This window comes from Larkinella rosea, assembly GCF_003858635.1.
In the GTDB taxonomy this organism is placed as follows: domain Bacteria; phylum Bacteroidota; class Bacteroidia; order Cytophagales; family Spirosomataceae; genus Larkinella; species Larkinella rosea.
In genome coordinates this window covers 912,084-926,849 of sequence record NZ_RQJO01000008.1, presented here as the reverse complement: position 1 = coordinate 926,849, position 14,766 = coordinate 912,084, and the positions used below count along the sequence as shown (strand labels likewise).

The window sequence follows — 14,766 nt, the reverse complement described above, 5'->3', positions numbered from 1 at the left end:
AATGTTACGTAGGTGCAAGTCTCTCCCGAAACCGCTCTCTACTTTTGAACAGTGGGTTCACTTCCGGTAGCCCATCTCACCTTATTCTCTTCCTGATCGTTATGAAACACGTTTTCCTTTTCGGGTGGCTTTGCGCCACCGGCCTGTTTTTTTCCTCCGTCTTAAAGGCACAAACCATCACCACCATCGCGGGCAGCGGCAGTGCTACGTACGGGGGAGACAACGGACCGGCCACCAGCGCCAAGCTGAACTTTCCGTACGCTGTGGCACTGGATGCCCAGGGTAACCTTTACATTGTCGACTGTAGTAATCACCGCGTTCGGAAAGTGTCCACCAGTGGCACAATTACGACCATAGCCGGTAGGGGTACGCTGGGCTATGGCGGAGATGGCGGTCAGGCCACCAATGCCTACTTATTCTATCCCACGGGAGTAGCGCTAGATGCCGCTGGAAATGTATATATCGCAGATCAGCGCAATAACCGCATCCGAAAAGTAGCCCTGAATGGAATCATAACGACGGTAGCGGGTAAGGGCGATAATACGTATAGCGGGGATGGCGGACAGGCCACACAAGCCAATATATCCCGCCCCAGTAATCTGATCGTAGATGCCGAAGGGAGTCTCATTATCGCCGATCAGTATACCCAGCGAATCCGTAAAGTGACAACGGATGGGATCATCAACACCATTGCCGGTAGTACCGTAACGCCGGGCTTTGGGGGAGATAATGGATCGGCTACCAGTGCCAAATTGAATTTTCCCGCCGGTGTGGCCCAGGATGCCAGCGGTAATCTTTACATCGCGGATCAGCAAAACCACCGGATTCGCAAGGTGTCCGCCGACGGGGTCATCACCACCGTTGCCGGCAATGGCACAGGAGGTTACGGTGGTGATGGGGGCCCCGCCACCAGTGCCAAATTATGGCTTCCCAATGATGTAACCGTCGATGCGCAGGGAAACCTGTATATTGCGGATTACGACAATAACCGGATTCGGAAAGTATCGCCGGATGGGATCATCACCACCGTCGCCGGTAACGGTGAGGCTGCATTTGGGGGAGATGGCGGGCCAGCCACCAGTGCCAGCCTGCATCGACCCAATGGCGTATGTGTGGATGCCGCGGGGAACCTCTACATTGCCGATGCCGGCAATAACCGTATCCGCAAGGTTACTCCGGCCATTGTCCCAACCAACACGGCTCCAACGCTGGCGAATGTCATTCCACCCCAGCGTGCCACAGTGGGAGAGCCATTTACGTATACCATCCCGGCCAACACCTTCACAGATGACGAAACACCCACCAGTTTGACCTTGTCAGCCAGTGGCGTACCCAACTCCTTAACATTCAGTAATGGCACATTCAACGGTTCGTTCTCAACCACTATTGGTTCTCCCTTTTCGGTAACTGTAACCGCCATTGATCCGGGCGGTTTATCAGCCAGCGGAACCTTTACCCTTTCGGTGCAGAATGCCTTGCCCACCATCAGCGGTTTTGAAGCCAGCCCCAACCCGGTTTGTGTTGGCAGTTCGGTACTCTTTACCGCCACGATTGGCAATGTTAGTGAGAGTTACGCCTATACACTCACTAACGGAACAGGTAATGCCCGCTCAGGTACGTCGGGTGGCCATGATTTCAGCCAGGCGCTCACGGTCGGCGAATCCGGCTCACAAAGCTTTACGCTGACGGTGGAGCAGGGAGATCAGATGGCATCCGCCAGTACAAGTATCCTGGTAAATTCCTTGCCGGAAGCCCGCATAACAGCCAGTAACGCTGGTATCTTAACGTGTGCCAGTCCGGTTATCAGTCTGACGGCAAGTGGCGGCAGCACCTACCGCTGGGAGGATAATTCGGTTGACCCGGTTCGTTCGGTGGGCTCAACGGGGACGTATTCGGTCACTGTCACTTCGGGTAATGGTTGTACCGCTTCAACGAACGTGGTCATTGATGGCGATTTAACACCCCCGCCCCCCCCGAATCTGACCAGTACCACCGTCACGCAGGGTTCTCCTTCCGTAATCCTAACGGCGGATAACTGCCCAGGAACGCTCTCCTGGACGGGGCCGGGTAACACCTCTGGCACAGGTCCCATTACCGTTTCGACGGATTCACGTGGCACTTTCCGTTTTCAGGCGACCTGCGCCGTCGATGCCTGCGTCAGTTCCCCTGGTGAGGGATCGGTTGTGGTAGCGGCTATACCCGTAGCGGGTTCGTTCGACGGATTTATTTACGGTGCCGACTGCGCTACCTTTCGGGGTTGGGTCTGGGATCGTAACAAACCCAATGCGGTTATTACCATCGACATTCTGGATGGAACGGAGTTGGTTGCCACGATTCCTGCGGGCGAATTTCGTCAGGATCTGCTCGATCAGAAAAAGGGCAATGGACGGCACGCCTTTTTCTGGCCCATTCCCGAAAACCTCAAAGATGGTTTACCCCACCGACTGTCGGCGCAGGTGACAGGCAACGACTTCGTCCTGAAAGACTCGCCCAAAGTGCTGATCTGTCAGGTTAATACCATGCCAGATGGCAACAAGCCTCCCACTCCCCCCGTACCCACAGTATTGATTGCTCCGCTGGCAGCCCAGGTTGGTGTACCGTTCTCGGGCACGTTGGTACCGTTCACCGATCCGGAAGCACAACCGTTGGCTTACAAGCTCACCGGTTTGCCACAGGGCTTAACCATCAACGAAATCAGTCGGGTCATTTCGGGAACACCCCTTGAAGCGGGCACATTTGTGCTGACGTACCAAGCCACCGAAACTACCGGCAGCAACCCGCTGACCAACTCGGTGAGCTTCCCATTAACGGTGAGTCCAGCCTCGACGACGGCGGTGACGGGAGATTTTGAAGGGTATCTCGACAAGCTGGATTGCGGGGGCATTCGGGGTTGGGTCTGGGACCGCAAGAAACCGAATGCCCCGCTGACGGTTGAATTTTACCTGGATGGTTCGGCAATGGTTTTGGGTAGCACTGTGGCCAACATCTACCGGGTGGATCTGAAAGATGCCGGAAAAGGCAACGGCACACACGCTTATAATTTTACTCCTCCGGGCAGCATTACCAACGGAACTCTCGTGCTGGCGCGGGTGCTGGGATCGAATTTTGTACTGAAAGGTTCGCCGAAAGCTTACCAGTGTGCCCCAGCGCGGTTGCTGGCGGAAACCGATGCGGAATTGACCGTAACCATTTTAGGAAATCCGGTCGACGGCGAAACTGTGGAAGTGGAAATTCGGGGCGCCGTCAGCAATCAACGATTGTCGCTGGAATTGACCAATCTGCGGGGCTGGGTGGTCGATCACCAGTTGGTGGACAATGCGGCACCCGTCGAACGGCACCGGTTTTTGGTTAAGGATCAACCACCGGGTTTGTTGATGTTGCGGGTCAGTACGCCCACACAGACAAAAACCGTAAAAATTCTCAAAACGCATTAATCCGCTAGTCGGAGAAGCCGCATAATGGTGGTTTCTCCGACTGGTTAATACTGCTAAGTACGCCTATCTAACACCCTCTTATCAGTTATTAAAGTTAATCCCTATGAAAAATCGAATCTGCATTCTACTGGCCAAACTACTTTTCAACCACCAAAACTTTGACTTTCTGGAGTACGCCGGACTGGATGATGATGAAGAACCAAAGCATGGTGGCGATTACAACGTAAGCGGTCTGGAAAATCAGGTCGGCCACCAGCCATTGGTGAAGCTGGACGATCGAATGGCTATCAACCCGGGTGTTCGTCCTTAATGTTCATTATTAATCACGCTCTTCTTCCCCCGACTCCGCACTTTCACCAACAACGGGGCAAACGTTTTTCGCTCGATCACCATCATCGCTCCAATGTACAGAACAAATAATGCCAGATGATACGGTACCGAAATCCAGAGGTTGGAAATCTGAATCTGCAAAGCCAGATAAATCAATAAACCGCCACTGAGCAGGTAAATCAGCGCAGACGGTACGTCGTACGGAACCGGGTAATGTTTCTCACCAAGCACATAGCAGGTAACACACATGACGACGCTCGACGCCAGATAGGCCACCGCGCAGCCCATGTAGCCCATTATTGGAATCAATAGCAAGTTCAACAAAACCGTAACCCCCGCTCCGATGGCGGTGATCAGCGTGCCGTAGGCGGTTTTGTCGCTCAGTTTGAACCAGAAGGCAATGTTGTAATAAACGCCCAATACCAGATTGGCCAGCAGCAAAATCGGCACGACGCCCAGCCCCTGCCGGTAGGTTTTTCCGATAAACAGACCAATCCAGTCCAGATTGAGACTAATACCAACCCAGATCAGCACGCAGACGATAATGAACCATTTATTGACGTCGGCCAGCAAACCGGGCGCGTTTTTGTCTTCGGCGCGGGAGAAAAAGAACGGATCGGCCGCAAACTTGAACGATTGAATCGCCAGCGCCATAAAAACCGAGAGCTTGTAGCAGTTCCCGTAAATCCCGAGCGCATCTTCCGATGTCAGACCCGGATAAAAACCGTCCGGCAATAGCGGGCGCAGGAACCAGCGGTCAGTCAGCATATTGATGTTTCCGGCCAGCGTCGTCAGCATCAGCGGAAAGGAATACGCCAGCAAAAGCCGCACCTGTTGTTTGTCGAGTTGAAACCGGAATCCGGCAAACGTTTTCAGCAGCAGCGGAAAATACACCAGATTAGCGAGCAGATTCGCCAGAAAAATGTAACCGGGACCGGTGGTCGGATCGTAGAACAAATCCACGACGGGCTGGAGAAACAGCAGGTATTCGCCGTTGTAAATCTGCGGGCAGATGACCAGGAAAAAGACGTTTAAAAGCACATTGACGGCAATATTGATCAGCTTGGCTTTCACAAACTGCCGGGCTTTGTTCTCGATCCGTAGCCGCGCAAACGGAATCGACACGATGGCATCCGTCGCCACAATCAGCGCGACCCAGGTGATGAACTTCTGCTGACCGGGATAATCCAGCCAGACGGCAATCTGGGGCGACAAAACTGCAATCAAAGCCGTCACCAGAATACTGGTTGTGAGAACAATGCTCAGGGTTTCATTAAAGACCTTCTGCCGGTCCTCTTTTTGCCGGGCCGCGTATCGAAAAAAAGCCGTCTCCAGACTGAAGGTATACACCAACAGCAAAACCGGTACGTACGAAAACAACTCTACATTCGAAGACAGTTCGCCGGGGCGCGGAAAAACCCGGGTGTGCAGCGGTACCATCAACCAATACAACATCCGCCCCAGAATGGTACTGACCCCGTACAGCGCGGTATCGCTCGCCAATTTTTTAAATGCACTCATACGATTTCGTTCCCGCAAAGATAGCCTTTCCAACAATACACTTTTGTGTTTTTGTGGTGGCCGTCGGTTCGGGCCAAAACCGGAATTTTCACCTGAAAACCGGCATTTTTCCGATTGTTCCTGGTAAAAAATTAAAGTAGCGATTATTTTGAAAAATAGTACCGTAATTTTTCATAGCGTAAACTTTTTGACGGGCCGGGGCGTTTACTATTCAATTGCGTCTTTCAACAAAATCCTGCCGACCACCGGCGGGATTTTTTCGTTTCTGCCCAACCGGTTTTCCGTCCCAATTTCCCGCCAATAAAATCAACTTCTCTTCGTTAAAATACATAGCCAAGCGATAAATCGTTAACTTGGCAGCAAACACAGCATATTGTTACAGTAAGTATATGAAAATCAGTACCTCCTATTCCCTGTTGGTGGCGCTGGGGTTAGCCATCGGGCTGGCTGGATGCAACTCTGCCATGCAGGTGTATAAAAAAGGCGTTCGCCAGTTCGAACAAGGGGAATACAACCTGGCCATCGAGAATTTACAGAAAGCCGCCAATGGCAAAGGTGTCACCGATGTCGCCCGCCTGAACTATTTGCTGGCCGAGTCGTATCGCCTGTCGAACCGCTTTCCGCAGGCGGCACCGTTTTACCAGAAAGCCATCGAAGCCGGTATTCCGGAGGTGAATGCCAAAATGTATTATGCCTACGCGCTGAAAGCCCAGGGCAAGTACCCCGAAGCGCTGGCGCAGCTGGATCAGTACGTGGCCACCAAACCGTCCAGCAAAGTCAATCTGGAAAAAGCCCGTCGCGAAGCCGAAACCTTGCGGGCTATCGATGTGATCAGTCAGAAAAAAATTGCGTTTCAGCCCAAAAACATCGGTGCGCTCAATTCGCCGGGTTCGGAATACGCGCCGGTGGTTCGCGGGGACGAACTGATTTTTACTTCGTCGCGCAAAGAGAAAGTATACAAGAACAACGGTCAGTCGATGACCGGTATTTATAAGATCAAACTGGCGCAGAAACCGGACGAAACCGGGAATAATCCGCAGAAATTCAGCGCGAATATCTTTAAGGAAGACGCCAACGAAGGAACGCCCGCGTTTTCGAAAGACGGTAAAATCATGATTTTTGCGCGCGGTAACAACGGCAAACGCAAAGGCGGTCTGGATGTCGATCTGTACATCAGCCGGTTGACCGACAATTCCTGGAGCGATCCGCTGCGACTGCCCATCAGCGATTCCACGGCCTGGGATGGTAGCCCGGCTTTTTCGGCCGACGGCAAAACGCTTTATTTTGCCTCCAATCGGGCCGGTTCGGTGGGCGGTATTGACCTGTACCGCACCAACATGGACGCGTCGGGGCGGTTCAGCCGCCCGGTCAACATGGGCCGCGACATCAATACGCCGGGCGACGAAATGTTCCCGTACGTGGCCGAAGATGGCAAATTGTATTTCGCATCCGACGGACATCCGGGTTTGGGCAAGCTCGATATTTTCGTGGCCACCCGCTCGCAGGGCATTATTTCCGTCGAAAATCTGGGCGTTCCGATCAATTCCCCGGCGGATGATTTCGGGCTGGTATTGATCGACAATGAGAAAGGCTACTTTGCCTCCAACCGCGAAGGCGGCAAGGGCGACGACGATATTTACTTTTTCGACGATTCCGAATCGAACCCCAACAAACCGCCACTGGCCTCGACGCCCCCAGCCGAAGCGCCCAAACGCGTGCGGTATTTCATAGCGGGTACGGTTTCGGAAAACGCATCACCGCAAGCGCCGTTGGACTCGGCGAAAGTGCGGATTATCGAAGACGGCGTTGAAGTTCCGATTGCGGAAGCCCTGACGGGAAAACCGGGTACGTTTGGAAAATACCCACTGAAGGAAGGCAAAGATTATACGGTTCTGGTGGAACGTCCCGGTTATCTCACCAAGCGCGAACAGTTCACGATGCAGGGCCGGAGCATTCCTCCGATTTTCCTGAAAAAAGCCGAAACGGATACCACGTTCGACGTACCGGTTTTGCTCGATAAAGTATCGCTGGGCAAAACGTTTGTGCTCGAAAACATTTATTACGATCTGGATAAATACGCCATCCGACCCGACGCTGCGGAGGAACTGGATAAGCTTGTGACGATTCTGAAAGACAATCCGACCTTGAAAATCGAGTTGAGTTCGCACACCGACGTCCGGGCTGCCGATGCGTATAACATTCGTCTGTCGCAAAACCGGGCCAAAGCCGCCGTCGATTACATCGTTTCGAAAGGCATCGACGCCGAACGGATGATTGCCAAAGGCTACGGCGAAACGCAGCTCATCGTCAAAAACGCCAAAACCGAAGACGAACACCAGCGCAACCGCCGAACGGAGTTCAAGATTCTGAGTTTCTAGAACCGGGCTTTGAAACAACAGGTTAAAAATTAAGTTTACGGTTTACGGTTTTCAGTATACGGTAGCTGACGCATTCGTTTTTTGCTTGTGCCAGCCATCGTAAACCCAAAACCGTAAACCGTAAACTTTTTTAGTATGAAAAGCGATAAACTCCGGCAATTTCTCGTCGTTTTTGTCATCATTTCGACGATTGTGATGAACTACCTGTCGAACGCCCTGCCGTTTGGTGGACAGACCAACGCGCAGGTGTCGGACAAGCATTTTACCGATTTCACCCCGGCCGGTTTTGCCTTTTCGATCTGGGGCGTTATTTACCTGGGCTTACTCGGTTTTGCGGTGTATCAGGCGCTGCCGTCGCAACGAACCAATCCGCGGTTTCGGGCAGTCGGCCCGCTGGTAATGCTGAATGGGTTGTTCAATAGTTTGTGGTTACCCATTTTCCAGAATGAGTGGCTTTTTGTTTCCGTTCTGTTCATTTCCGGTATTTTATACACCTTATACGGGATCAATCTCGGCCTTCGGCTCAATACGTCCGAAGTGCCTGCCGCTGAAAAATGGCTGGCCCGGATTCCGTTCGGTTTGTATTTCGGCTGGGTAACCGTGGCGACGATTGCCAACGTTTGCGTCTGGCTGGAATCCACTGGCTGGAATGGCTGGGGCATCAGCGGGCCGGTCTGGGCGCAAATCCTGATTGCCGTTGGGCTGGTCATCGGTTTATTTGTCTTCAACCGGATGCGGATTTTTTCGTACTTACTGGTATTTGTCTGGGCCTATTCGGCCATTGCCGTTGGGCAAGAGGGCAACGGTTCAGTATCACTCGTAGCAACAATTGGAGCGATCATTGCCGCCATCGTCTGGATTGTCAGTTTTTTTCAGCGACCTAAATCACCCCCGCATCCGGCTCCGTCCTTTCAGTAAGTCCTTCGGCCTTTACCGTTAATTACCTTATAATCAAATTATTACCCTTTTAGAATACAGATTGGGGTGACTCACTTTGGGACTTGGCCAAAACCGGGTTTCATCGGAAGGGCGCTTCGAAGTTTCTCCGGCAGTGTATTCAACTGCACCGTTTTTTTTCAAATATACCACTAACAAGTTTCTGGAAGAGTGTCCAAACAACACCTCCAATATAACGGAAGCACTCCGTTATATTGGAGGCAGACCGGGACATGAAACATCACATCTAACTCGAACCCCTGTTCATTCAATAATTGGAAACCAGTCAATGGACGTTTCCTGTTCAAACGCATGATTTTTATCAGTTGATCGTCGTTCGTGGAGAGACCGGTTTTCATACGATAAACGGCAACCGGTTTCCGTACATGCCGGGAGATGTTTTCCTGCTGGGGATACCACCCAGCGATGAAAACGTATCAGCACGTAAACAGACAAAAAGTGACGAATCTTCGTTGGATAAAACGGAAAAAACCGGTTATTTAAGCGGAATCCTGAATCAAAAACAAGCCGTTTTTATTCTCCAGAAGAATCTCTTTTAAAACCGGAAAGCGGTATCGGGAAACCCCGGTACCGCTTTCCAAAACCCGAATTACGTCATCCACGTATGGATTTAAAATCCGGAATAATTCTTATTTATTTAGCACATCCGTATTCATAATAACTAGTGCCATCATTCACTTTTACACTAGTGGCCGTACTTTCAACCACCAGGTTTCCGCCATAGAAACATTCTCCTCCCAATGATTCAAGATCAGCGACAACAAAGGAAACTTTGGTGGTCGGAACGGTACGAACATTGGTCTTTTGGTTCACAATGGCCAGTAATTCATACCCATTTTTACAAGTTGTCACGGCTTCCCGTATTCCGGAACATGATTCTGCAGCTAAGCGCTCGTGATCAGGCATGCTACAACGTCCAAATAAACCAGTCAGAAATACGAAACACAACCCAACACGGGCTACCTGTGTAAATTTTGTCATCATTGGAGTAAGGGTAGAGTTTTATTATAAAAAAACAGGAAGATACAAACATACTTCTTTTTAGTTCTACTTCCGGTTTCAATCGTTAAAAAATTATTCCCGATAAAGCAAAGCAAACAGCAGAGACCCACGCGATTGATTTATTCATTTTCAGACAGCTTAATCGAAAAAACCGCATCCGTTAGGTACCGGGAATAAGGCGGTTTTGTCGCAGTATAAAACCGCCAGCGGCCAGGCGCTCCGGAGTTCCAAAATTGGGGATGACTCCGGAATGCCTGGCCGTTGGCGGTTTCAATCAATCCTTAAAAACTATACCGCGCACCAATCTGGAGCTGGTACGGATCGCCCGATGGCGACACGATGCCGGCGGTATTAACGCGATACACAAACCGCTGGTTGGTCTTGTCGAATCCTGCAACGGCGGGTGTGGTGCCCGATGCGGGAATGCCCAACGCATACAACGCCTGGCTACCCAGCGATTTGTTGGCACCCCAGGTTTTCTTCAGCAGGTTAGCCAGGTTGAACACATCGACCGATACTTCCAGGCTGTGATTTTTGTAGAACCGGAACCGTTTGCTCGCCCGAACGTCGAAAACGCCGTAAAAACCGTTGATCCCGCCATTCCGTTCGGCCATTTTGCCCGAATACTTCGTGATGTAATCCTTGATGCTCTGGCTGGCGTTCGCATTGTCCAGAATGGCCTGCAAACCCGTCCGCACATTGGCCGGAACGCTCTCGCTGTTTCGGTCGAAAATGAAGGCGAGGTCGTTCGTTCCCGACACGAAGTCGGCGTTGCTGTTGGCACCCGACAGTAATGAATACCGCGTACCGCCAATTCCCGAATACCGAACGCCCACCGTGATACCCAGGAAGCTGGGCAGCGTGCCGTAAAAGACGACTTTACGGCGGAAATGGTTGTCGGAATACGACATTTTGCTCAAATTACGCGGATCATCTTTCACCGGTAACGACAGCGTTGCCGTGTTGGCCACGTTTCCGTTGTAGGACGTATTGTCTTTGGTATCGTTCCAGGTGTAGCTGGCCGAAATTTCACCGTCCCGGAAATACTGATAGGTTGCATCCAAAACCACCGCAAACTGGTTCACCTTGCCCTGGCTGTTCAATTCCAGCACACGGCCTAGCTTCTGGCTGATCCGGCCCTGCAACCAGTCGCCCGCGCCGTTGGCCGGCATCGAACTGAGCGGCACGTAAACGCCCCGGTTGTCCTCATTGGCTAAGCGGAAAAACGGATCGACAGCCATATTCCGGTCGACGTACATGTAGTTATGGCGGCCCAGACTGGCGTAACCGGCAATACCGACTTTCAGTTTATCCGTCAGGTAGCGGTTATACGACAGGTTGGCTTTGTACAAAACCGGAACCCGCGCGTCGGCGCCCGTCATGTTGATTGTTGGCAATTGGAAAGCCGCCAGCGACGGAATGCTCGCGTAATTGCTGCGGTAGGCGGCAAAATCCGGGGTCGGAATGTTCGGAGCCCGCACATCGACGGTCGCCAGATGCTTGCCATCAAACGTCATATTGTTGATAATCATGTAATTGTTGATATCAGACGCAAAAACACCCGCGCCAAACCGGATGTAATCCGTGTGCTTTTCATTGACATCCCAGGTAAACTGCAAGCGCGGCTGAACCACAAACGATTTCAGTTTATTGTCCGTCCGCAATTTCAACTCGTCAAAAACAACCTGATTCAGCGGAGAAGTTGGGTAGTGGGCGTAATCGAGCCGCAAACCGGCGGTCATTTCCAGGCCCTGCGCCAGTTTGGTGCTGAGTTGTCCGTAAATACCGGCATTCAACGTTTTACCGACCACACTCGGATCGGCCATCAGCGGCACTTCGCGGTAATACCGATAGGGTTGCAGCGCGGCAAACTTGTCCAGCGCCGTCATACCAGCCGCAGCGTCGACGGTGTAATGAAACCGGCCATTGACTTCACTGCCGTAGAGCGAATGCGCCCGCGTATACATCAAATCCAGGCCGAAGGTATATTGAACCTTATCGGTATTATAATACAGGTTATCAACCAGTTGAATGACGTTGTTATCGAATCCTTCCTGCGCAAACCGGTGACCGCCCATCTGAATGTTGGTCGATTTGGTGGCGCCATCGACGGTTGAGACGACACCTTCCACAATGGCACGCGGAATGTTGGCCGACGGCAGCTGATCGCCGGGGCTGCTTTTCTGGTACGTATACAAATGTTGCAGCTTCAATTCGTTCGTAATCCGGGGATTGATCGCCGTTCGCAAACTCGCCAGAAAGCTGTTGTCCCAGTTGTAGTCATTCCCGTACGATTCGTAAATATTGATGGCGGTATTATCGGCCAGACCCAGCTTGTTCCGGTCGTTGGTGTAGTTGTTCCGGATGGTCAGCAGGTTTTTGGGATCAATTTGCCAGTCGATCCGCGCAAAAGCCGCATCCGATCCCCGGCCTTTGTCGAAGGTTCCGTACTGGGGCGTATTAGCGACGCCGTACTGGCTGCGGGCGATCGACACAAACCGGTCGAGTGTGGTTCTCGTAATATTAAACCGGTTTTCGTCGGCAGGCGACTGCACGTCGGCGATGATCAGCGGGCGCGAATCCTGCTGGTGATCCCAGGCCACAAAGAAGTGCAGTTTGTCTTTGATGATCGGACCACCCAGCGAAAAACCGAACTGGTTCGTCGAGAATTTATTGTTCCGTTTATTGCCCCGAATGTCGTACGGGCTTGATAACCAGTTGGCACGGCTGTAGTTAAACGCGCTTCCGCTCAATTTGTTGGTTCCCGATTTGGTCACCGCGCTGACGGTTCCGCCCCCGCTGCGTCCGTAGGTCACATCGTACTGGTTCGTAACAACTTTGAACTCCCGAACGGCTTCGATGGAAATGGAATACGGCGCTCCGCTTCGGCTGGTGGTCGAACCCGCCGAGGTCGGATTTTTGGCGTTCATCCCGTCGATCGTGTAGTTGGTCGACGAGCCCAGTTGGCCCGAAATATTCCCGCCCCGGCTCAGGGGCGAAAGGTCCATCAGTGACGTAAAATTCCGGCCATTGACCGGCAGAGCCGCAATCGATTTGGCCGAAACCGCCGTGGCCGCGCCCAGGTTGTCGATCTTGTTTTTCATTCCGGAAGCCACCACCTGCACCACTTCGAGCGTCTGGCTGTCTTCCTGCATGTTCAGATTGACCCGGATGGCGTCGCCCTGATTGAGCATGTAGCCCGTCCGTTTCTGTTCGCCGAAGCCGACAAACGAAACAAGGATGGTGTACGGCCCGCCCAGTGGCAACTCTTTAAATGAATACTCGCCCTTGGCGTTGGTGACGGTTCCCGTTGTAAAACCGGTCGAACCGTTCCGAACCTGAACCGTGGCGCCGGGAAGTCCGGATTTCTGATTCTCTGAAATGACCCCCGAAATGGAAGCCTGCGTGGTTTGCGCAAATGTGTTGTCGATGAAGCAGCAAACAAAAAGCAGTACGAAAAATGTAGAAAGTAGATGGTTTTTCATGCAATTGGATAGACGATTTTTCCAGCTGCAAAGAGAGCGCATCTACTCGAAACCGGTGTTATCAGTTTATTACCAATTTGTAACCATTGTACCACTTTTGGTACACATAAAATAACGGGATAATAAACAAAACAGGTTGTGGTTTCCATCACAACCTGCTCGAAGTCAATTAAATAATGATAAAACTCAAGACGGTATACAAAAAGCAAAAAAGTGTATGGATCGCTGCTAATAAACTGCAACGACCTTACCGCAAAGGCGTCGGCAAGGTCACGAAGTAAATCCGGTTTTTATCGACAGTGCTCGTCGCGGGCAGAATCTTGGCCATAAAGCCATTGGCTCCGTTATCGACTACGCCGAAATCATCGTCGTTGGAAATCGCCAGGATGTTGTTCCCGATCAGCGCAATACCTTCGGCTTTGTCGTGCGGATAAACCGGTGAAATGCCCGTTAGTAAATCAAAAACCAGCGTTTTGGTTACCGGAACAATGCCCGCGCTCTGCAAACCGGCTTTATCCTTCAATTCTTCGACGGTTTTGGAATTGTAAAGCATACCACCCGCCCCATTCGCCGGATCGGAAATATCCGTTGCACCAGCCAGATCAAATTTGAAGACCTTTTTAAACGTTGCCGGATTGACTGAATTACCTCCGTAATTACCATCGCGCTCCAACGCCAGAAACGTCGTGTTGGTAATGGCCGCGATTTCGCTGCAACCCGTCAGGCTCGCGTTTTCCATCAAATAGACGTATTGTTTGGTCGCGCCCGTTACTATATCGAAAGTCAGAACCCGCAAAACCAGTGAGCCCGAAACCGCCCCCGACGACGGATTATAGAGCGGGGATTGCATCAGACCCACCAGCGTTTTTCCGTCGGGCGTAATCGTCAACCCTTCCATTCCCCGGTTGGCTCGACGACGAGCCAACACCAGCGGCAACTTCCGGCCACCGGTTCCGGTTCCGAACGGATTGATGCGCTCGATGGTTTTGCCAGTCGCATCAAAATGCACAATGTGCGGACCGTATTCGTCGCTCACCCAAAACGTACCGTCCGAATCCCGCACCAGCCCTTCCGAATCCAGACCGTCGGCGCTGGTTCCCAATGACTGACCCAGCAGGTCATAGGCGGTTTCGCCGGTACTGCCCTCGCCACTCGGATTAGGTAAACCGGTCAACACCTGACCGGCCGCGTTTTTAAGCAGAATCGTTTCTTCCAGCGTCAGCTTGCCGCCGTCGACGCGGAATTTTCCGATCTGGGGCGTAAAATCAGCTTTCCCGAAAATGATGGAACCGGAGGCTGATCCGGCGGCATTCGGGCCGCGGTCGGTCAGGAGGTAAAAAACGTTGGGATCGTTCGGGTCGGCGGCAATGGCCGATCCAAAACCGCCGTTGTAAATAACCGTCTGGTTTGGCGAAACGGCTAATGTTTTGGGATCGGAAGCTTCAGAAAAGGCCGGATAAGAAACGGACGGCAGCAGGTGATCGTAGCAGGAAGTGACGAGCAAACCACTCGCACAAATCCCCAGCATGGCCATGGATGAGGCTATAGAAATTCGGTTCATAGATCAGAAACAGGGTTTTAAAACACAAAACTAAATCACCCCGTATTACCCGAATGTAACCGATCAAGCCGTTTTATTACCTGAACATTAATTCTTCA

General features: G+C 51.9%; 9 protein-coding genes. 5 read left to right on the top strand and 4 right to left on the bottom strand.

Annotation, left to right across the window (positions count from 1 at the left end):
- Positions 1 to 101 precede the first annotated feature (101 nt).
- Both EHT25_RS12520 and EHT25_RS12515 read left to right on the top strand, forming a co-directional pair.
- The gene (locus EHT25_RS12520; RefSeq protein ID WP_185731349.1) at positions 102 to 3,434 is read left to right on the top strand and encodes an NHL domain-containing protein; all 3,333 of its coding nucleotides are present in this window, start codon (positions 102 to 104) and stop codon (positions 3,432 to 3,434) included.
- Between the two features lie 103 nt (positions 3,435 to 3,537).
- Positions 3,538 to 3,744 carry a hypothetical protein gene (locus EHT25_RS12515; RefSeq protein ID WP_124874933.1) on the top strand — a complete coding sequence of 69 codons (207 nt, stop codon included), beginning with the start codon at positions 3,538 to 3,540 and terminating at the stop codon, positions 3,742 to 3,744.
- On the opposite strand, the gene EHT25_RS12510 is transcribed toward EHT25_RS12515, so the two are convergent.
- The gene (locus tag EHT25_RS12510) at positions 3,741 to 5,285 is read right to left on the bottom strand and encodes an oligosaccharide flippase family protein (protein WP_124874931.1); all 1,545 of its coding nucleotides are present in this window, start codon (positions 5,283 to 5,285) and stop codon (positions 3,741 to 3,743) included. The two genes, EHT25_RS12515 and EHT25_RS12510, sit on opposite strands and share 4 nt — an antisense overlap.
- 389 nt (positions 5,286 to 5,674) lie before the next feature.
- On the opposite strand from EHT25_RS12510, the gene EHT25_RS12505 reads away from it, so the two are divergent.
- The 3 genes from EHT25_RS12505 (at position 5,675) to EHT25_RS33460 (ending at position 9,159) form a co-directional block, all read left to right on the top strand.
- Positions 5,675 to 7,663: a CHU_0125 family OmpA-like outer membrane integrity protein gene (locus tag EHT25_RS12505; RefSeq protein WP_185731348.1), complete on the top strand. Its 1,989-nt coding sequence runs from the start codon at positions 5,675 to 5,677 to the stop codon at positions 7,661 to 7,663.
- A 135-nt stretch (positions 7,664 to 7,798) separates the two neighbouring features.
- The gene (locus EHT25_RS12500; protein WP_124874929.1) at positions 7,799 to 8,581 is read left to right on the top strand and encodes a TspO-related membrane protein; all 783 of its coding nucleotides are present in this window, start codon (positions 7,799 to 7,801) and stop codon (positions 8,579 to 8,581) included.
- Between the two features lie 293 nt (positions 8,582 to 8,874).
- Positions 8,875 to 9,159: an AraC family ligand binding domain-containing protein gene (locus EHT25_RS33460; protein ID WP_124874927.1), complete on the top strand. Its 285-nt coding sequence runs from the start codon at positions 8,875 to 8,877 to the stop codon at positions 9,157 to 9,159.
- A 94-nt stretch (positions 9,160 to 9,253) separates the two neighbouring features.
- Here the strand turns inward: EHT25_RS33460 and EHT25_RS12490 are convergent, their stop codons facing one another.
- The 3 genes from EHT25_RS12490 to EHT25_RS12480 form a co-directional block, all read right to left on the bottom strand.
- Entirely contained in the window at positions 9,254 to 9,604 is a 351-nt protein-coding gene (locus EHT25_RS12490) for a hypothetical protein (RefSeq protein WP_124874925.1), read from the bottom strand.
- 299 nt (positions 9,605 to 9,903) lie between these two features.
- Entirely contained in the window at positions 9,904 to 13,107 is a 3,204-nt protein-coding gene (locus EHT25_RS12485; RefSeq protein WP_124874923.1) for a TonB-dependent receptor, read from the bottom strand.
- 247 nt (positions 13,108 to 13,354) lie between these two features.
- A complete protein-coding gene (locus EHT25_RS12480) occupies positions 13,355 to 14,668 on the bottom strand; it encodes an esterase-like activity of phytase family protein (RefSeq protein WP_124874921.1) in 1,314 nt (437 codons plus the stop codon).
- Positions 14,669 to 14,766: the final 98 nt, after the last annotated feature.